At 66.2% G+C, this 17,979-nt stretch carries 20 protein-coding genes and 1 tRNA gene; 10 read left to right on the forward strand and 11 right to left on the reverse strand.

Annotated elements, in window-relative coordinates; genetic code table 11:
- Nucleotides 1–2 precede the first annotated feature (2 nt).
- Nucleotides 3–1,070 carry a D-xylose 1-dehydrogenase Gfo6 gene (gfo6, locus tag C449_RS14955; protein WP_006078879.1) on the forward strand — a complete coding sequence of 356 codons (1,068 nt, stop codon included), beginning with the start codon at nt 3–5 and terminating at the stop codon, nt 1,068–1,070.
- A gap of 37 nt (nt 1,071–1,107) precedes the next feature.
- On the opposite strand, the gene nadC is transcribed toward gfo6, so the two are convergent.
- From nadC to C449_RS14975, 4 genes are all read right to left on the reverse strand, one after another.
- Nucleotides 1,108–1,917 carry a carboxylating nicotinate-nucleotide diphosphorylase gene (gene nadC, locus C449_RS14960; RefSeq protein ID WP_006078880.1) on the reverse strand — a complete coding sequence of 270 codons (810 nt, stop codon included), beginning with the start codon at nt 1,915–1,917 and terminating at the stop codon, nt 1,108–1,110.
- Nucleotides 1,901–3,475, reverse strand: a complete 1,575-nt coding sequence (locus tag C449_RS14965; protein WP_006078881.1) for an L-aspartate oxidase — start codon at nt 3,473–3,475, stop codon at nt 1,901–1,903. Before C449_RS14965 ends, nadC begins: the two co-directional genes overlap by 17 nt.
- A 2-nt stretch (nt 3,476–3,477) precedes the next feature.
- Entirely contained in the window at nt 3,478–4,611 is a 1,134-nt protein-coding gene (gene nadA, locus C449_RS14970) for a quinolinate synthase NadA (RefSeq protein WP_006078882.1), read from the reverse strand.
- 131 nt (nt 4,612–4,742) lie between these two features.
- Nucleotides 4,743–6,311 carry an amidohydrolase gene (locus C449_RS14975; RefSeq protein WP_006078883.1) on the reverse strand — a complete coding sequence of 523 codons (1,569 nt, stop codon included), beginning with the start codon at nt 6,309–6,311 and terminating at the stop codon, nt 4,743–4,745.
- 112 nt (nt 6,312–6,423) lie between these two features.
- Here C449_RS14975 and hmgA point away from each other — a divergent pair, with 112 nt between their 5' ends.
- Together hmgA and C449_RS14985 are read left to right on the forward strand one after the other, a co-directional pair.
- On the forward strand, nt 6,424–7,638 hold the full coding sequence (hmgA, locus tag C449_RS14980; RefSeq protein WP_006078884.1) for a hydroxymethylglutaryl-CoA reductase (NADPH): 1,215 nt from the start codon (nt 6,424–6,426) through the stop codon (nt 7,636–7,638).
- A 66-nt stretch (nt 7,639–7,704) separates the two neighbouring features.
- Nucleotides 7,705–8,079, forward strand: coding sequence for a hypothetical protein (locus tag C449_RS14985; protein WP_006078885.1), 375 nt, complete (start codon nt 7,705–7,707; stop codon nt 8,077–8,079).
- A gap of 40 nt (nt 8,080–8,119) precedes the next feature.
- On the opposite strand, the gene C449_RS14990 is transcribed toward C449_RS14985, so the two are convergent.
- A complete protein-coding gene (locus tag C449_RS14990) occupies nt 8,120–8,470 on the reverse strand; it encodes a hypothetical protein (protein WP_006078886.1) in 351 nt (116 codons plus the stop codon).
- Nucleotides 8,467–8,988: a DUF5817 domain-containing protein gene (locus tag C449_RS14995; protein ID WP_006078887.1), complete on the reverse strand. Its 522-nt coding sequence runs from the start codon at nt 8,986–8,988 to the stop codon at nt 8,467–8,469. The genes C449_RS14990 and C449_RS14995 overlap by 4 nt, the downstream gene beginning before the upstream one ends.
- A 61-nt stretch (nt 8,989–9,049) precedes the next feature.
- On the opposite strand from C449_RS14995, the gene C449_RS15000 reads away from it, so the two are divergent.
- A complete protein-coding gene (locus tag C449_RS15000; protein WP_006078888.1) occupies nt 9,050–9,388 on the forward strand; it encodes a cupin domain-containing protein in 339 nt (112 codons plus the stop codon).
- Between the two features lie 92 nt (nt 9,389–9,480).
- Here C449_RS15000 and C449_RS15005 read toward each other — a convergent pair whose 3' ends face one another.
- Together C449_RS15005 and C449_RS15010 are read right to left on the reverse strand one after the other, a co-directional pair.
- Entirely contained in the window at nt 9,481–9,831 is a 351-nt protein-coding gene (locus tag C449_RS15005) for a DUF5789 family protein (RefSeq protein ID WP_006078889.1), read from the reverse strand.
- Nucleotides 9,832–10,308: 477 nt separating this feature from the next.
- Nucleotides 10,309–10,382 (reverse strand) — tRNA-Tyr (locus C449_RS15010).
- Between the two features lie 126 nt (nt 10,383–10,508).
- Here C449_RS15010 and C449_RS15015 point away from each other — a divergent pair.
- The 3 genes from C449_RS15015 to ftsZ all read left to right on the forward strand — a co-directional run bounded on the left by C449_RS15015 (nt 10,509) and on the right by ftsZ (nt 12,557).
- On the forward strand, nt 10,509–11,024 hold the full coding sequence (locus C449_RS15015; protein WP_006078890.1) for a double zinc ribbon domain-containing protein: 516 nt from the start codon (nt 10,509–10,511) through the stop codon (nt 11,022–11,024).
- 205 nt (nt 11,025–11,229) lie between these two features.
- Entirely contained in the window at nt 11,230–11,403 is a 174-nt protein-coding gene (locus C449_RS15020; RefSeq protein ID WP_006078891.1) for a ribbon-helix-helix domain-containing protein, read from the forward strand.
- 2 nt (nt 11,404–11,405) lie between these two features.
- The gene (gene ftsZ / locus C449_RS15025) at nt 11,406–12,557 is read left to right on the forward strand and encodes a cell division protein FtsZ (protein ID WP_006078892.1); all 1,152 of its coding nucleotides are present in this window, start codon (nt 11,406–11,408) and stop codon (nt 12,555–12,557) included.
- A 162-nt stretch (nt 12,558–12,719) separates the two neighbouring features.
- On the opposite strand, the gene ncsA is transcribed toward ftsZ, so the two are convergent.
- Nucleotides 12,720–13,682 (reverse strand): tRNA 2-thiolation protein NcsA, encoded by a 963-nt coding sequence (gene ncsA / locus C449_RS15030; RefSeq protein ID WP_006078893.1) that lies wholly within the window; start codon nt 13,680–13,682, stop codon nt 12,720–12,722.
- Between the two features lie 315 nt (nt 13,683–13,997).
- Here ncsA and C449_RS15035 point away from each other — a divergent pair, with 315 nt between their 5' ends.
- Together C449_RS15035 and C449_RS15040 are read left to right on the forward strand one after the other, a co-directional pair.
- Nucleotides 13,998–14,651, forward strand: a complete 654-nt coding sequence (locus C449_RS15035; protein WP_006078894.1) for a DUF7095 family protein — start codon at nt 13,998–14,000, stop codon at nt 14,649–14,651.
- 77 nt (nt 14,652–14,728) lie between these two features.
- Entirely contained in the window at nt 14,729–15,055 is a 327-nt protein-coding gene (locus tag C449_RS15040) for a hypothetical protein (RefSeq protein ID WP_006078895.1), read from the forward strand.
- A 25-nt stretch (nt 15,056–15,080) separates the two neighbouring features.
- On the opposite strand, the gene C449_RS15045 is transcribed toward C449_RS15040, so the two are convergent.
- The gene (locus C449_RS15045; RefSeq protein ID WP_006078896.1) at nt 15,081–15,905 is read right to left on the reverse strand and encodes a deoxyribonuclease IV; all 825 of its coding nucleotides are present in this window, start codon (nt 15,903–15,905) and stop codon (nt 15,081–15,083) included.
- A 106-nt stretch (nt 15,906–16,011) separates the two neighbouring features.
- Nucleotides 16,012–16,824 carry a lipoate--protein ligase family protein gene (locus C449_RS15050; RefSeq protein WP_006078897.1) on the reverse strand — a complete coding sequence of 271 codons (813 nt, stop codon included), beginning with the start codon at nt 16,822–16,824 and terminating at the stop codon, nt 16,012–16,014.
- A gap of 137 nt (nt 16,825–16,961) precedes the next feature.
- Between C449_RS15050 and C449_RS15055 the strand changes: the two genes are divergently transcribed.
- Complete coding sequence (locus C449_RS15055; protein WP_006078898.1) at nt 16,962–17,876, forward strand: serine/threonine-protein kinase RIO2; 915 nt, start codon at nt 16,962–16,964, stop codon at nt 17,874–17,876.
- Nucleotides 17,877–17,979 lie beyond the last annotated feature (103 nt).

Consider the following 17,979-nt stretch of genomic DNA (forward strand, 5'->3'; position numbering starts at 1 on the left):
CTATGGCGAATCTCGATGGTTACTTCGCGGCGTTCACACAGCGCGACTGGCAGACGATCGACGAGGGGAGCGTTCGGATCGCCGTGATCGGCCTCGGTGGGTTCGCCCGCGAGCGCGCCCTACCCGCGATCCGCGACGCGGAGTTCTGTGAGACCACGGTACTGGTGAGTGGGTCACCCGAAACGGCAGGGAATCTCGCCGAAACGTTCGGCGTCGGGCAGGTGCTCGACTACGAGGCGTTCCACGACGGAGAAGAAAGCGACGCGTACGACGCGGTCTACGTCGCGACCCCGCCGGCGTTCCACGAGGAGTACGCGACGACCGCCGCCGAGCGCGGCAAACACGTCCTCTGCGAAAAGCCGCTCGCTGCGGATCTCGCGGCGGCCGAGCGGATCGTCGACGCCTGCGCCGACGCTGGCGTGGTGTGTATGACTGCCTACCGGCTCCGTACCGAACCGGCGGTCAGGCGGATGCGCGAGCTGATCGCCGACGGCGCGATCGGCGAGCCGGTCCAGGTCCATGGTGGGTTCTCCGCGAGGCTGCTCGACGAGATGAGTCCCGACACGTGGCGGCTCGACCCCCATGTCGCGGGTGGCGGCGCGCTGATGGATCTCGGGGTGTACCCGCTCAATACCACCCGTTTCCTGCTCGACGCCGATCCCGTGTCGGTCGTAGCCGAAACCACATCCGGCGAAGCCCCGTTCGATCGCGTCGACGAGCATGTCGTCTTCCAACTTTCCTTCCCGGGTGGTGTGACCGCCTCGTGTACGGCGAGCTTCGACGCCCATCCCGATAGCCGGCTCCAGATCCTCGGCACCGACGGCCAGGTGCTCATCACCGATCCCTTCGGCGGTGACGTCTCCCAAGAGATCGTGGTCGAGCGCGGCGACACCCACACCCGCTACGCCGGCCCCTCGGTCGACGAGGTCCGTGAGGAGTTCGATTACTTCGCCCACTGCGTGCTCACCGGCGAGGACTGTGAGACCGATGGCGAAGACGGACTCACCGACCTCCGGATCATCGAGGCGGCCTACGAATCTGCCGAGACCGGCGAGCGCATCGAACTGTAGCCGGCCGGCAGCCGCCGAGAGACGCGACGGGACTCCCTCAGCCAGTGCGAAAGGAGTAATCGAGCGCTGGAGCCGAATGAGTGAGTGCCCCCAACGAAATCACGTCGACCCCGGTGGCGGCGTACGCCGGCACGGTGTCGAGCGTGATCCCGCCGCTGGCCTCCGCGAGCACGCCCGCAGGCAGCCCCTCGACGCCCTCTTCGACCGCTGCGGGCGCGAGATTGTCGAACAGCACGATGTCCGCACCAGCTTCGGCAGCTCGCCGACCGTCCGCTGGGCGTTCGACCTCGACTTCGATCTTTGTGGCGAAAGAGGCGCGCTTGCGGAAGTGCGAGACGGCGTCTTCGAGGCCCATCTCGGCGACGTGGTTGTCCTTCACCATCACCATGTGCGAGAGGTCGAGCCGGTGGGAGTCGCCGCCGCCCGCGACGATCGCGCGTTTCTCGACGCCACGGAGGCCGGGCGTGGTCTTGCGTGTGCCCGCGATCCGCACCGTATCAGTCACCTCGCGGGCGGCGTCGACGGCCTCCCGCGTGCGGGTTGCGACGCCGGAGGCGTGGCCTGCGATGTTGACCGCGACGCGCTCGCCACGGAGCACCGCGCGTGCCGCACCGTCGACGGTCAGAACTGCCTCGCCCGACTCGACCCGATCACCCGAATCGACGTGCGTCTCGACCGCGACCCCGAGGTGCTCGAACACCGCGACGGCGGCCTCCAGCCCGGCCACGACGCCCGATTCTTTGGCGACCAGTCGTCCCGTCGTCTCACCCGGCACGTCGTTGGTCACGTCGTGGTGGCCGAGGTCCTCGCGGAGCCACCGCTCGACCTGGCTACGGGCGACCGGCATGGGCCTCGTTCTCCTCGTCGGCGTCGGTCGTATCGGCGCTCTCGCCGACGAGGCGGTGACAGCCGCGCGACTCGGCGTTCTCGCTCGCTGCCCGAACGATCAGGAGTCCCGTCACGGTCGCGGCCCGGAGTTCGTAGAGGTCCCGCGAGGTACGCGTCCGGACGTAGGCGTCGACCTCGCCCTTCAGTCGCCGAATCGCCGCGCCCGCACGCCGGAGGCCGTCGGGAGTCCGGGCGAGCCCGACGTACTCGTCCATCACTCGCCGGAGTCGGTCGAACTTTTCCGCGGCGAACGCCTCGGGGAGCGCGGGATCGCTGTCGCGGAGGTCGGGAGCCTCGACCACTACGGGATCGGCCCCATCCGCGGCAGTGGCCTGGCCCGCGCGCAGGCCCCACACGAGCCCTTCGAGCAGGCTGGTCGAGGCGAGGCGGTTCGCACCGTGGACCCCCGTCCGAGAGCACTCCCCGACTGCGAACAGCTGATCGAGGCTCGTCCGGCCACGCGAGTCGACGTCGACCCCACCACAGACGAAGTGCTCGGCGGGAGACACCGGAATCCCCGCCTCAACATCAACTCCGCGTTCTTCGCACTTCGCGGCGAGGTCCGGGAACTCAGACTCGAAGTCGAGCGGCGAGACGTCGAGCACCACATCGCCGGTCCGCTTGCGCTCGCTCGCCACGGCGCGGGCGACCACGTCCCGCGGCGCAAGTTCGGCGTCAGGGTGATATTCCGGCATGAATCGTTCCTTGTCGTCGTTGCGAAGAAGCGCACCCTCGCCTCTGACAGCCTCACTAAGGAGGAATGGTTCATCTCCAGCGTACGCGGTCGGATGGAACTGGACGTACTCCATATCCGTGACGTCGGCTCCGGCGAGCGCTGCCATCGCGATCCCGTCGCCGGTCGCACCCTCCGGGTTGGTCGAACGATCGTAGAGCGCACCGATCCCACCGGTGGCGAGCACGGTCGCCCCTGCGTGGATCGGTTCGATCTCCCCGTCGGACTCACAGAGCGCGCCGTGGACCCGGCCCTCGCGGGTGAGGAGTTCGAGCGCCGCGGTGTCCTCGCGGATCGCCACGTTCGGATGGTCGTCGAGATGTGAGAGGAACGGGCCGAGGACGTGGCGGCCGGTGCTCGCGTTGACGTGGAGGATCCGTCGCTCGCCGTGGGCGGCCTCGTGGCCGTACGCAAACCCGTCGTCCCCATGGGTGTCGAACGGCACGTCGAGCGTCTCGACGAGCACGTCCTCGACGGCGTCGTTCGCGTTCTCGACGAGCACATCGACCGCGTCGGGATCCGCTGCGCCGTCGCTCGCCGCGATGACGTCGCGCTTGAACCCCTCGGCGTCGGCCCGGGAGACCGCGACACCGCCCTGTGCCCACCAGCTTGTCGCGTCCTCCGGGCGCTCGGCCTTCGTCACGAGCAACACCTCTTGGCCTGCTCGCGCGGCCGCGAGCGCCGCCGCACAGCCCGCGACGCCGCTGCCGATCACCATCGTCTCGGCCGTCGTTTCGTCTGTCTCGTCCGCCGTCTCGCTGTCGTTTGCTTCGGTGCCAGGCACGGTCAGATCTCCAGCATCCTGTCGAGCGCCACGCCGGCGAGCTCCTTCTCTTCAGGACTGACCTCGATCACGTTGCGTTCGCGGCCCTCGACCAGCTCTTCGAGCACCCACGTCAGGTAGTTGGGGTCGATCTGGCGCATCGCGTTGCAGTCCATGCACGCGTCGCCACACAGTGGGAGGACCTCGACTTCGGGATGCCACCGCGCGAGGTGGTTGGCGAGGTGGATTTCCGTCCCGATCGCCCACGTCTCGCCCGGCTCGGCCTCGGCCACCGTATCGGTGATCGTGCTGGTCGAGCCCACCACGTCCGCAGCCTCGACAACCTCGCGGCGGCACTCGGGGTGGACGACGACGTTCGCGTCGGGATGGTCCTCGCGGACCTGCTCGACGTGGCTCTCCCGAAAGCGCTCGTGGACTTGGCAGTACCCCTCCCAGAGCACGATGTCGGCCTCTGCGACCTCGCTCGCGTCCTTGCCCTCGGGGTCCCACGGGTCCCAGACGGCCGTGTTGTCTTCCATTCCCAGTCGATGGGCAGTGTTCTCGCCGAGGTGTTTGTCGGGGAGGAACAGCACCTTGTCGCCGCGCTCGAAGGCGTACTCGAAGGCCTTGTGGGCGTTCGAGGACGTGCAGACAAGTCCGCCCTGCTCGGCACAGAAGGCCTTCAGGTCGGCGTATGAGTTCATGTAGGTTACGGGGACGATGTTCTCGTCGGGCGCGGCGTCGGTGATCTCCGCCCACGCGGCGTCGACCTGGAGAGCTTCGGCCATCCCTGCCATCGGGCAGGAGGCTTCCATCGAGGGGAGGATCACCGTTTGGGAGTCGTCGGTGATGATGTCGGCCGATTCGGCCATGAACGTCACCCCACAGAACACGACGTGATCGGCGTCAGCCTCGGCGGCGCGCTTCGAGAGAGCGTAGGAGTCACCGATGAAGTCGGCGTGTGCGACGATCTCCTCGCGCTGGTAGTTGTGCCCGAGCACGAGGACATCGTCACCGAGTTCGTCGAGCGCCCGCTCGATGCGCTCCGTGCGCTCGGATTCGTCCAACTTCCGGTATCGTGGCGGAAGCTGTTCCAGGTTGTCGTACTTGAACAGGCTGAGGTCGGTTTCGAGGTCCGTCGTTTCCAGTTCTGGCATGTGTTTCGATACTCCGGTAGCACTGGCCAACAGTGGCCTTCGTTGAAAACGTTTTGTCTTCAAACCGTAGCTGCCGGAACCACGAGCTATCGATTTCGATGATAGGAGAATCCGATCGCTCCGAGTCGCAATCAGCGTGCGTCGTGGACGATCTCGCCGTCGACGATCGTCGCTGCGACGTCGATGTCTTCGACCTCGCCTGGCTGATCCCACGGCGAGCGGTCGAGTGCGACGAGGTCGGCGCGCTTGCCTGGTTCGATCGTTCCTAACCGATCCTCGTCGAAGCCGGCGTACGCCGCGCCGTGGGTGTACGCCCGGAGTGCGTCGGTCACGGGGAGTCGTTGGGCGTCGACGGGGGCGTTCACGGCGTGGTGGACGCCCAACAGCGGATCGAGCGGCATGCAGTCGCTGCCGAAGGCGAGTCGAACCCCGGCGTCGTGAAGCTCTCTGAGCGGGTTCGAGCGCCGCCGGCGGTTGTCACCGAGCTTGGTGTCGTAGAGCCCCCCTTCGTCCGCCCACTTCAGGAAGTTCGGCTGGACCGACGCCACGATCCCGGTGTCCGCAAAACGGTCGATAGCTCCATTGAAGGGGAGTTCGGCGTGCTCGATCCGGTGACGCGCGCTGCCGGGATCGTCGGTCGCCGCGTAGGTGTCGAGCACTTCGTCGACCGCCCTGTCGCCAATAGCGTGGGCCGTCACCTGAAAGCCAGCGTCGTCGGCGCGCTCGACGAGTTCGTGGAGTTCGGCTGGCGGAACGACCCACTGGCCCGTGGTCTTGCCGTCCGCATCCCCGCCGCTGGCGTCGGCGTATGGCTCGGTCAGCTTCGCGGTCCGTGCGCCGATGCTCCCGTCGGTGAAGGTCTTGATCGCGCCCGTCCGCACGAACTCGCTGCCGTGGTTGGTCGCGAGGCCCGTCTCGATCGTGGCGTCGAGATGATCGCTCCAGTAGTTGATCCGGACTCTGAGCGTGATTTCTCCCGCGGAATCGAGGTCGCGGTAGACGCGGGGCGCGTGAGAGCCCCGAACCATGTCGTGGACGCCGGTGACGCCGAGTTCGTTGGCGTATTCTTGGGCGGCGAGGAGGAGATCACGGGTTGCGGCGCGGCCTGGCGCGGTCGCTGCTCGAACCGGACCGAGCGCGTCCTCGACGAGCACCCCGGTAGGGTCGCCGTTCTCCGTCCGAACGTCTCCCTGGGGGAGTCTATCGCCGAGGCGATCGAGCGTGACGCCGTTCACGCTCGCGGTGTGCATGTCCTCGCGGAACGCGACCACCGGCCGTGTCTCGCTCACCCGATCGAGATCCGTCCGATCGAGGTAGCGCGACTCGTCCCACGCGCTCTCGTCGTAGCCGAAGCCCAGTATCCACCCGCGGTTCTCTTCATCGCTATCGAGTTCGTCGGCGCGCTCGCCGAGTGCCTCGATTGCCTCGTCGGGCGAGGTGGCGTCGGCGAGGTCGGCGTGGACGAGGCGCTTGCCGAGTTCCTCCATGTGCGTGTGGGCGTCGATGAATCCCGGGAGGAGGACGTGGCCGTCGAGATCGATCGTCCGAGTGTCGACGCCCGCGAGGAAGTCGATCTCGTAGGCCGACCCCACACGGACGATCTCGCCGTCGCGGACGGCAATCGCCTCGGCGGTCTCGTCGGGATCTGTGAGCGTGTGGACCTCACCATTCGTGAGCACCAGGTCCGCAGCGTCGGTCATGGCGTCGAATATGCTGGGGTAGCGATAAAACTGCGGTCATCGGCGACCGCACATGGCCGCCGCAACAGCGCGGGAGGACAACGCTTAGGCAGCGGCCACCCCCTGTCGAGATATGAGCGACGCCACGGACCTCGCCGAGCGCGTTCGATCGGGCGACCTCGCGCTCCACGACCTCGACGATCACGCCGATCCCGCGACGGCGACCGAAGCTCGACGCTTGGTCGTCGCACGCGAGACAGACACCGACCTCGACGGGGTGGGAGCAACTGCCCTCGATCCCGCTGACGCCGTTGGAACGGCCGTCGAGAACATGATCGGTGCAATCGAGATCCCGCTCGGCGTCGCCGGGCCCCTTCCCGTGGCGGGCGGCGCGACCGACGACGAGCACTACCTCCCGATCGCGACCACCGAAGGAGCGCTGGTCGCTTCGGTCAATCGGGGCTGTTCGATTCTCCGCGCGGCGGACGGCGCGAACGCCCGGGTCACGAAACGATCGATGACCCGCGCGCCGGTGTTCCGTGTGGCCGATGTCGTCGAGGCCGAGGCGGTCGTCTCGTGGGTGCGCGAGAACCGTGACGCCCTCCGGAACGCTGCCGAAGAAACCACGAGCCACGGCGAACTCACCGAGGTGACGCCCTACGTCGTGGGCGACTCGGTGTTCCTCCGCTTCGGCTACGACACCAAGGACGCGATGGGGATGAACATGGCGACCATCGCCACCCGAGCGGCCTCCGAGGTGGTCGAAGAGCAGACTACCGCCGACCTCGTGGCACTGTCGGGCAACCTCTGTACCGACAAGAAGCCTGCCGCGATCAACGCCGTGGAGGGCAGAGGCAGAAGCGTCGTCGCCGATGTGACGATCCCGAACGAAGTGGTCGAGGATCGACTCCACGCCACGTCCGACGCGATCGCCGAGGTCAACACTCGGAAGAACCTCGTCGGGTCGGCGAAAGCGGGTAGTTTGGGATTCAATGCCCACGCCGCGAACGTGGTGGCAGGCGTCTTCCTCGCCACCGGTCAGGACGCCGCCCAGGTGGTCGAGGGGGCAAACGCGATCACGACCGTCGAAGCCAGGGAAGACGAACTCTACGCCAGCGTCTCGCTCGCGAGCCTCGAAGTGGGGACCGTCGGCGGCGGGACGAAACTGCCCACCCAGTCGGCAGCGCTCTCGCTGCTCGGTGTCCTCGGGGGTGGCGATCCGCCTGGCGCGAACGCCGACCGCCTCGCGGAGGTGATCGCCGCGGGCGCGCTCGCGGGCGAACTCTCGCTGCTCGGCGCGCTCGCCTCGCGGAACCTGTCGAGCGCTCACGAGGAGCTCGGGCGGTGAGTACCGATCGGCGCTGCCGTCACCGGAGACCGGTGCCGACATAACCCACGAACGAGTAGACGAGCCATGTCCGAGATCGAGCGTATCCATGCCGAGCCGGACCTCGTTGTGACGGCGCTCCAGCAGAAGTTCCTCGAACCCGATCCCGTCGGCGAGCCCGTGATCCGGGTCGCACCCGACGGCGAGGCGGAGCTGTTCGTCCACGAGGACGGGTTCGAACAGCCTGCTGAGGGCGTCGATCTCCATCCCGAACGGTTCGTCGGCGACGGGATCGATCTCCCCGCCCCCGACGCCGACCTCGACGATGAAGCGATCGAGACCCTCGGCGAGCGTCTCGGCTCGGAGGTTCGACCGGCGCTGAAGAACGAAGTCGATCTCAATGCCGACCGCGACGAGGCCGAACGCATCGTCCCGGTCGACTACGACTCCAACGACCCGTAGATCGGGCTCGCAGTTCATCCAGCGTCGATCGGTACGATTTCTACCGGGACACCTGACTCACGAGAAACGCACAGCCGCCGGCGAGTACCGCGACGCCAGCGACCAACACCGTGCCGCTGCCAAGCGCGGTCGCGCCGACCAGCAGTCCGAAGCCGCCCGCGCCGACCGCGTGAGCGAGCCCGATCAGCCGCCGACCGCGCCGGAGGTACACCGCCGCACCGAGCCCGAACCCGATCGTCAACACCGCGCCGGAGAGGACGAACGGCGGAGTCGGGGTCCCGAGAACCGGAATCGGGTCGACGACGGGCTCGAGGAGGAAGAGCAGGCCGGCGAGCCCGACCAACGCGCCGACCGCGAGCGGCGCTGGATCGACGTCGCGTTCGCCCGTCACAGGAGTCGGTACACGCCGTCGTTCCGGCTCGCTTCACCCTGTCGGACGAGTCGATCGAGCGTGCGTTCGGCGAACTCGGCGGACACGTCGCGCGCGGTCGCGTACGCGATGACGTCTTCCTCGGTCGGCCGCTTGAGTTCGTCGACGGCGTTTCGAACCGTGTCGAGCCGGCTCGCGCTCCCCGCGTTCGTCCCGCTCGTCGCACCCTCGCCCGCTTCGGTGACTGCCTCGGCGTCGACGCCCGATTCTCGGAGGTACGCCGTCTCGTCCATCCGTTCGCTCTCGGCGCGGGTTTCGAGAGTCGTGAACGAGTCGAGATCGTCGGGTGCGTGATCGCTCCGGTCGGCGAGCAGCGCGGTACGGGCTTCACGCGCGGCGTCGGCGGCGTCGGTCTCGGCGAACTTCGTGAGCCGCTCGTACCGATGGCGCGCACCACACGAGGGGCAGGTCGTGGTCTCGGGACGGCTCTCGACCACCCACAGCGCGCTGCACTCGCCGCAGCCGACCACCGCGTACATATTCGTTTCTCGGGTCCGCGATCGGTTGAACCTTTAGGTACACCGGCCGTATGGCATCTCTATGGATACTGTTGCGACGGCCGATCGCGAAACCATCGAGGCGGTCGAGGGCGTTTCGGTCACGGTGCTCGCGAGCGGCGAGGCGATGAACGTCCAGGCGTTCACGATCGAGCCAGGCGCGACCGTCCCGTCACACAGCCACCACCACGAACAGGCAGGCTACCTGTTCGCGGGCCACGCGACGTTCGTCCTCGACGACGAGGAACACGAAGTCGGCCCAGAGGGGTCGTACGCCATCCCCGCCGACGAGGCGCACGCGGTCGAGAACCGTGGCGACGAGACCATTCACGGCGTCGAGTGTTTCAGCCCGCCCAGACCGCGCCCCGACTGGATGGACTGAGCTCGGGAGCGAATCATGGGGCTGTCGGTGATGGCAGCTGTCGGACTCGATCACCTGTTGTCGATCGATCGACGGCGGGCCGACTGGCTCCGTTATACGGTGTCTGACTCCTCGGCCTCGTCGAGCGCCGCGAGATCTCGCTCGTCGTTGTACTCGTTGGGTCCACCCGCCTCACCCGAGAGTTCGTCGTAGAGCGACTCCCGAACCTCTTCGGGCGTGTCGTACTCGTCGTCGAGCCGGTCGAAAACGCTGCCCATCGACTCGGTCTCGTTCGGGAGATCGAGCGGCTGGTCGGCGTACTCGGTGGCGAGCTCCTCGCTTCTGACGGGGTACTTCCGGTCGCGAACGTCGGTCTCGACCTCGTCGAGGATGTTCTCGACGTGTTCGGCACGTTCGTGCTGGCGATCGCGTGCGCGCTCGTCGGTTCGATCGTCGCTCGGCATACGCTCCGTAAGACGCGCGAAGGAAAAAACGTACCACCGTCGTGTGCAACCCTTGGTGGGCGCGCGGAGGGTGCAGAGCACGCGATCCGCGCGAGCGAAGGAATCGGCTGGAGAGGGAGTAGTCCTGCAGTTGCGGCGCGGGAAAGTAGCAATTGTACCGCGAACGAGCGAAGCGAGTGAGCGGGCCGACGACTGACCATCGTTCTCGTGAGCTAGAGGCGAACGAGAGCACGGAAGAGCTTCGCTCTTCCGGAGGGAAGAAGGAGGCTTTTGGCCCAGATTTTGCCAGCGAGTGAGCGACCGTAGGGAGCGAACGAGCGCAGCAAAAGGTGGGAACGTCCGCCCTCCCCGATTTGAACTCCGGAAGACGGTCGCGCTCGCTTCGCTCGCGCGCTGCGACTTCCGTGCTCAAATCGTGTCGGTTGGATTTTCGGTCCTCATCGCGCTCGCTCCGCTCGCTGATTCGGACACGGAAAATCCGCCCTCCCCGATTTGAACGGGGGACAAGCCGATCTACAGTCGGCTGCTCTACCAGTCTGAGCTAAGGGCGGACATGCCGACTAATCCGACTGTCGGACTTAAGAATTGCCATCCCGCCCGCCGTCCGACACGCACCACCCTACCGTCCGACACCCGGGAAGATTCAAGTGGTCCCGTGTCGTTCGGTCGCACGACGGATGAGCAAAATCACGTTCCGCGCCGACGACGAGCTCATCGACGAGCTCGAGTCGCTCGACGCCTCGAAGAGCGAGGCGATGCGCGAGGCGCTCCGGGCATACCTCGAGAGCGCGCGGGACGCGGACCCCGACAGCCTCGACGATCTCGTCAGACAGCGCGTCGACGCGATCGTCGACGAACGCCTCGGCGCGTTTACGCCGTCGGAGCCACAGGACATCAACGTAAACATCGCTCTCGAAGGCGCGTCCGACGCATCCGCATCCACCGACGCGCCGGCGCGTAAGACGGAGACGGCCGAAGCGGAAACGGACGTGCAAACGGGCTCTGACGCGCGTAAAACATGTGCCCAATGTGGCGAAGAAGTCGGTTCAGAACACGTTTACTGTCCGAACTGTGGGGAGAAGGCGACCCGCCGGGTGTTCTGTGACTGCGGCGACGAGCTCCGCTCGGACTGGGTGTTCTGCCCGAGCTGTGGCCGACGAACCCCCGCTGCGGACGTTCTCGATGGTGCGTAAACGTTCACACAGCCTCCAAAACGCCGTTTACGCGGCGATCCGGACGTTCGTCTTACGCTGGCCGGAAGTTTTATTACATCTGGGCTGATTGCATACGCCTGCGTAAGACGGCCGTCTTACACCGACGCCGATCGATGCCGACGGTGTCCACGTCGTGCGGTTTCGGCGTGTAAGACGCGCGGTCGCCTAAACGGAGGACCCACCCATGGAGCGTGTGACACTACGGATCCCGAAACAGCAGATCGCGGAGGTCGAACAGATGGTCGAACACGGCGAGTACCCGAATCGTAGCGAGGCGATCCGGGCGGCGGTCAGGGAGATGGTCGCCGAGGAGGGTCGGGACGAACCCCCGACCAAGCGGCCGTTCGCGAGGGCCTGACAATGCAGGACATCGTGGAATCGGCGCTCGAAAACGCGGAGAAAGAGCAACGGCAACGCGACGAGTCCGATCTCGACGAGTTCGGCGACCCCCGGATCGTGGTGGTCGGCTGTGGCGGTGCGGGCAACAACACCGTCAACCGGCTCCACAACATTGAGGTCGAGGGTGCCGAGACCATCGCGATCAACACCGACAAGCAGCATCTCCAAATGATCCGGGCCGACACCCGGATCCTCGTCGGCAAATCGCTCACCCAGGGGCTCGGTGCGGGCGGCGACCCCGAGATGGGCGAGCGCGCGACCGAGATGGCCCAGTCCACGATCCGCGAGGTGCTCTCCGGCGCGGACCTCGTGTTCGTCACCGCGGGGATGGGCGGCGGCACCGGCACCGGAGCCGCGCCCGTGGTCTCGAAGATCGCGAGCGACGAGGGCGCGATCGTGGTCGGGATGGTCTCGACACCGTTCAACGTCGAGCGCGCGCGAACAGTGAAGGCCGAGGAGGGGCTCGAAGAGCTCCGCAACGAGGCCGACTCGATCATCGTGCTCGACAACAACCGCCTGCTCGATTACGTTCCGAACCTCCCGGTCGGCAAGGCGTTCTCGGTGATGGATCAGCTCATCGCGGAGACGGTGAAGGGGATCGCCGAGACGATCACCCAGCCCTCGCTGATCAACCTCGACTACGCCGACATGACCGCGATCATGAATCAGGGTGGTGTGGCGGTCATGCTGGTCGGCGAGACCCAGGACAAGAACAAAACCGAGGAGGTCGTGAAGGACGCGATGAGCCATCCGCTCCTCGACGTCGATTACCGGGGAGCGTCCGGCGGCTTGGTCCACATCACCGGCGGCCCCGACCTCACTCTGAAGGAGGCCGAGGCGATCGCCGAGCGCATCACCGACCGGCTCGAACCTAGCGCGAACGTCATCTGGGGCTCGCGCATCCGCGAGGAGTACAAGGGCAAGGTCCGAGTGATGGCGATCATGACCGGCGTCCAGAGCGCTCAAGTCCTCGGTCCCGACGCCCAACAGCAGGCTGATCGGTCGCGCGAGGCGCTCGCAGCCGAATCGTTCGACACGAGCTACGCCGAGAGCGACGGCGGCCGCGACGTGCCGGACCACGACACCAACGACGATCTCGACGTCATCCGCTGAGCTGCGCTTCGGCCCTCCATCCACACGGTCCGTTACTATCGAAAACAGATATATAATTCTACTGTCTGTATCTATCGCGTTTCCTGATGGCGTTTTCAGACAAATATATCGCAGTGGATGTACTGATACGACTGGCTACAACCTCGCGTAGTACACCGATGATTACGCCGCGTGAACGGCCTCGGTGAGCTGGCACGTCCGACAGATCTCGCGCGTGGTGGTGCCGCCGCAGCGTTCACACTCGCCGAGGTCCGGACCATCGCCGCGGTAGGCTTCGGCGGCGAGTTTGGCGAACTCCTCGTAGCCCGCCATGATCGAGTGGCGCGTGCCGGGATGGCGTTCTTCGAGATCGAACAGGAGTTGCTGAATCTCGCCGCGGTAGGCCTCGCTGGAGTGAGGACACTCCGCCATGTGAACCGGAAGGTCGGCGAGGTGGGCGTAGAGCGCGACCTCCTTCTCGGGGACGTCTCTGAGGGGTTTCGCTCGGGGAACGAACTCCGTGGACTCGGACCGTTCGGGGAAGGGGCCGAGGCTCGCATCGAAGTGTTTCGCCATCTGGGCGACGTCGCCTTCGAGGAAGTTCATCATCGCGGTCTGGGCCTCGTCGTCGAGGTTGTGGCCCGTCAGGAGCTTGTCGGCACCGTACGCCTCGGCGTACTCGGCGAGCAGTTCGCGCCGGAAGACTCCACAGTACGCGCAGGCGGCCATGTTCTCGGGGTCCTTCTCGACCACGCGATCCATTTCGAGATCGAACTCGTCGGCGTAGGTGACGACCTCGTGGGAAATCTCCTGTTCGTCGGCGAACGCGCTCGCGGCGTCGAGACTCTCGTCGCGGTAGCCCTTGATCCCCTCGTGGATCGTGAGTGCAACCAGCTCGATCCGTGGATCTTCGGCGAACGTGTCGGCGAGGATCGATCCGAGCACGACGCTGTCCTTCCCGCCCGAGAGACCGAGCAGCCACGTCTCGGGGTTTTGGGGGGTGGCGTCGTCACCGATGAGGCCGTCCTCGCGGATTCGTCGACGGACTCGCTTCTCGACCGACGCACGGAGATGGTGCTCGCAGAGATGCGCGCCCGAGTACGCCGCGTGCAGCACCGCCTCGCGGTCGCACTTGGTGCAGTCCATGTCTCGACTGGGGTACTCCGGCGTTTGACGGTTTCGCCTTCAGCGAGCAGCGCGAGAGGCCAACCACGGTGAGTCGATCCACAGCAGTGGTATGGAGATCGATCACGAATGGTGGAGCGAACACCGCGAATACCGATACAAATGAGAGACCGCAGGCCACACCCTCCCCAACCGATTCACTCGCTTCGCTCGTTCATCCCTCGCACGAGTCGCGTGCCTCCGGCACGCTCCCGCGCGCCATCCACCCCGTGGAAATCCGGAACTGCAAATCCAAGTCCGGAAACCGTTTTCCATCGCGGGCGGCTACCCTCTCCAATGACCGAGTTCGCCCGCGCCGAGGCCGTCGACCGGATCGAGCGCCTCGTCGAGACGGTCGCGACCGAGACGATGCCCGTCCCGATTCGCGAGATCTGGGTGTACGGCGACCTCGTGCTCGGGCTCGATCCCGTCGAGCGCCTCGACATCTATCTCACGAAAGACCTACTCTTTCACGGCGACGACGAACGAGAGGCGGAGTTCCGCGACTCGCACGGCGTCGAGGGGATCGGCAAGACGGTGAGCGCCGAGTGGGCCGACGAACACCCCGAGTTCATCCGTGCGAACCCGAACGGGTACGCCGCCCCCGAGAAGTGTCTCGCGGCCCACCTCGTCGGGGAGAGCGAGCCGATTCACCTCGAAGTCTGCAACGCGAGTTTCGAGGACAACGTGACCCAGCGACTGAAGGGCGCGATGGCGCGCGAGAACTACGAACAGGTCCTCGATCCCCGGGGAGCCTGTCTCTGGCTCGACGGCCAGCGCTCGACGGACGCCTTCGAAAAACTCCGCAACGGCGAGTTCGTCTTTCCCACCCTCGCCGAGGCGCTCTCGATGATCGGGATGGGTGGTGACGAAGCCGACCGCGCGGCCGACGCGGTGCGGGACTACCGCGAGCGCCAGGCGGGCGCGACCGTTCGCGGCGACGTGGTCTGACACTCGATCGCCGGTCTCGATCGACCGCCGCGCGCCGACGGAAACGACTATTGTGACAGGCGTGATCTATCGATCCTATGCGCGATCGCACGATGACGCGACGACGGGTAGTAACGCTCTCGGGAACTGCGGCGGCGCTCGGTCTCGCGGGCTGTTCGGAGATCGGTCTCGGCGGCGGCGAAGACGGTGAAGGTGGCGGCGACGGTGAGGGCGGAGAGGGTGGCGACGGTGGGGGCGGCGAAGGAGGGGAGGGCGGTGGAGACGGCGAAGATGGAGGAGGACAGGAAGGCGACGGCGGCGAGGGCGGCCAGAACGGTGGCGAAAACGGCGGCGAAGGTGGAGAAGATGGGGAAGACGGTGGTGGTGGAGAAGACGGTGAGGGTGGCGGCGACGAAGACGGCTGACGAGGCCGACGCCCAACGGCTAACCTTACTCCCCGCGCAGTTCTCGGACGCGGTCGACGTTCCACGCGAAGCCGCGGCCGTCCTCGGTCGGTGTTTCGAGGACGAACGGCACCTCGCCGAGCGAAGCGTGGTTGACGATCGCGTCCATGCCGTCGTCGCCGATCTCGCCCTCGCCGATGTGGGCGTGTTCGTCCTTGTTGGTACCACAGGCGTGCTTCGAGTCGTTGAGGTGGATGCAGTGGAGGGTGTCGAGGCCCACTCGCTCGTCGAACTCTCCGAGCACGTCGTCGACCCCCTCGGGTGTCGAGAGATCGTAGCCGGCGGCGAAGGCGTGGGCCGTGTCGAGACAGGTGCCGAGGTCGGTGTCGGCGCGATCGAGGACGCCCGCGAGGTGGGCAAACTCGCCGCCGAGTTTGGTCCCGCTGCCGGCGTCGCTCTCGATCAGGAGAGTGACGTCCGCGGGGATGTCGAGTTCGTCGACCGCGCTCGCGGCGTTGTCGAGGCCGGTCTCGACCCCTGCACCGGTGTGCGCGCCGAGGTGGACGTTGACGAACTCGATTCCCAAGCGATGGGCGGCGTCGCACTCGGCCTGGAGGCTTTGGATCGACTTCTCGCGGAGATCGTCCTTCGGCGTAGCGAGGTTGACGAGATACGAGGCGTGGATCACCCACGGACCGAGGTCGGCACCCGACTCGCGGAACGCGGCTGCCTCGTCGTCTCCGATGTCGGGGCCGGCCCAGACTTGGGGCGACGTCGTGAATATCTGTCCGCAGTTCCCGCCGATGTCACGCTGGCGACCCACGGCGTTGTCGACACCGCCGGCAACCGAGACGTGTGCTCCGACGTGCATGGTCCTGCCTCGCTGCCGGCGGGCAAAGGGGCTTCGAAGCCGGATAGGGCGAATGTGGCCCCGCGACCGCCGGCCACTCGATTGGATCCTCGCGGTCGGTTGCACTTCACGCTGCGGTGGGATCCTCGCGATCGCGGTTCCACGCCGCGGCGTCGTACTTCGCGCGGGCGCGCTCGCGGGCGCGGTCAAGCTCGTCGTCGGTCCACTCGCCCGTCTCGGCGTCGGCCCACTCTGCGAGCGACGCCTCGAACGCGTCCACCGCCGTCTCCCGGGCCACGTCCGCGTGCTCACCGATCGTCGTCACCCGCTCGCGGAACCGCTCGGTGGTGACCCCATCGACGAACGTCGCGAGATGGCGGTCGGATGTATCGTCGAACATGACCGACCCGTGTTGGATCACGCTATCGCGTCGGCGGTACTGGGCGTTCCCGCTGATCTTCCGTCCGTCGACGACGACGTCGTGAGCCGGATGGAGCGCACGCAGGTAACACGCCGGCTCGAACAGTTCGGGACGCTCCTCCTCGGCGAACGTTGCCGAAACCCCGAGCCGATCGAATCCCGAGAAGAGTGGCTCGCAGAGACGTTCGTACGTATCCATCAGATCGCCCGGAAGTTCGTCGGCGGGCGCGACGATCGAATAGGAGATGTCGGCGTGGGTGTCGTGATAGATCGCCCCGCCGCCGGTCGGCCGCCGAACCACGTCGATCCCCTCGCGTTCGCAGAACTCCCAATCCACTGTCTCGGGGTCCTGGTGGTAGCCGAGCGAGAGCGTCGCAGGGTCCCAGCGGTAGACCCGAAGCGTGCGTGGGCCACCCTCGGCGGCGGTCTCGGCGGCGATCTCGTCGAGCGCCATGTTCATCGCGCCCCGTCGTCGGTCCTCGCGGATCAGCCGCCACTCCCGATCGGAGATATCGGTCATACCGTCCGAACACAGCGCCGGAACAAATCGATTTGGAGAGCGGAGCGACAACCGGCCATCAGATTCTATATCGCTGTATGATGTTTATCGAAGTCCACGCGCGATGCTTTTGTCCGTCGCGGGGGTACGCGAGAGCGATGGTTCGCAACGTCGCGAGCGAAATGGCCGCCCTCGAACCCGAGGATTTCCACCTCCTCTCGGGCGTCGAGCAAGGGATGCGGTTCAGCGAGTGGGTCAATCGGGGGACGTTGCCCGATTTTGCGGGACTCACGAGCGAGAACGTCGATTACCGTCTGGATCGGTGTGCGGACCGCGGACTGCTCGAACGCCGGACGATACAGTACGAGGGCTACAAGCTCACCTTCGAGGGGTACGACGCGCTCGCGCTCCATACCTTCGCCGAGCGAGGCACCATCGAAGGCGTCGGCGCACCCCTCGGGGTCGGCAAGGAAAGCGACGTCTACGAAGTCCAATCCTACACCCCGTTCGCGCTCAAGTTCCACCGCGAGGGGTACACCAACTTTCGGGAGGTCATGCGCGAGCGTGAGTACACCGCCGACCGGGATCACGTCTCGTGGCTCTACACCGCGCGGAAGGCCGCCGAACGCGAGTACGACGCGCTCGAAACGCTCTATCCCGACGTGTCGGTACCTCGCCCGATCGATCACAACCGCCATGCGATCGTGATGGAGAAGATCGACGGTGTCGAACTGTCGAGAGCTGACCTTGACGACGATCAGGTGCTCGGCGTCTGCGATCTCGTGCTTCGGGAGGTCGCGCGTGCGTTCGATGCGGGCTACGTCCACGCCGACATGAGCGAGTATAACGTCTTCGTCGGCACAGACGGAGTCACTATCTTCGACTGGCCCCAGGCGGTCCCGACCGATCACGAGAACGCCGTCGACCTCCTCGAACGTGATGTCGAGAACGTCCTCGGGTACTTCCACCGGAAATATCCTCGACGGATGGCAGAAACACCCGATAGCGACGCTATCGCCGATGCGATTGCCGACGCGGAGTTCGAATCGATCGACGACGTAACACCGCTATAAACTCTATCCCGATACATCAAACTGCCTGGTGACGGTTCGCTTGATGGCTGAAACTCGGCCGAGTTCGCTGTTCGTCGCCCACCGCCTGACATCACTGGCGCTC

This window comes from Halococcus saccharolyticus DSM 5350, from assembly GCF_000336915.1.
Classification (GTDB): Archaea; Halobacteriota; Halobacteria; order Halobacteriales; family Halococcaceae; genus Halococcus; species Halococcus saccharolyticus.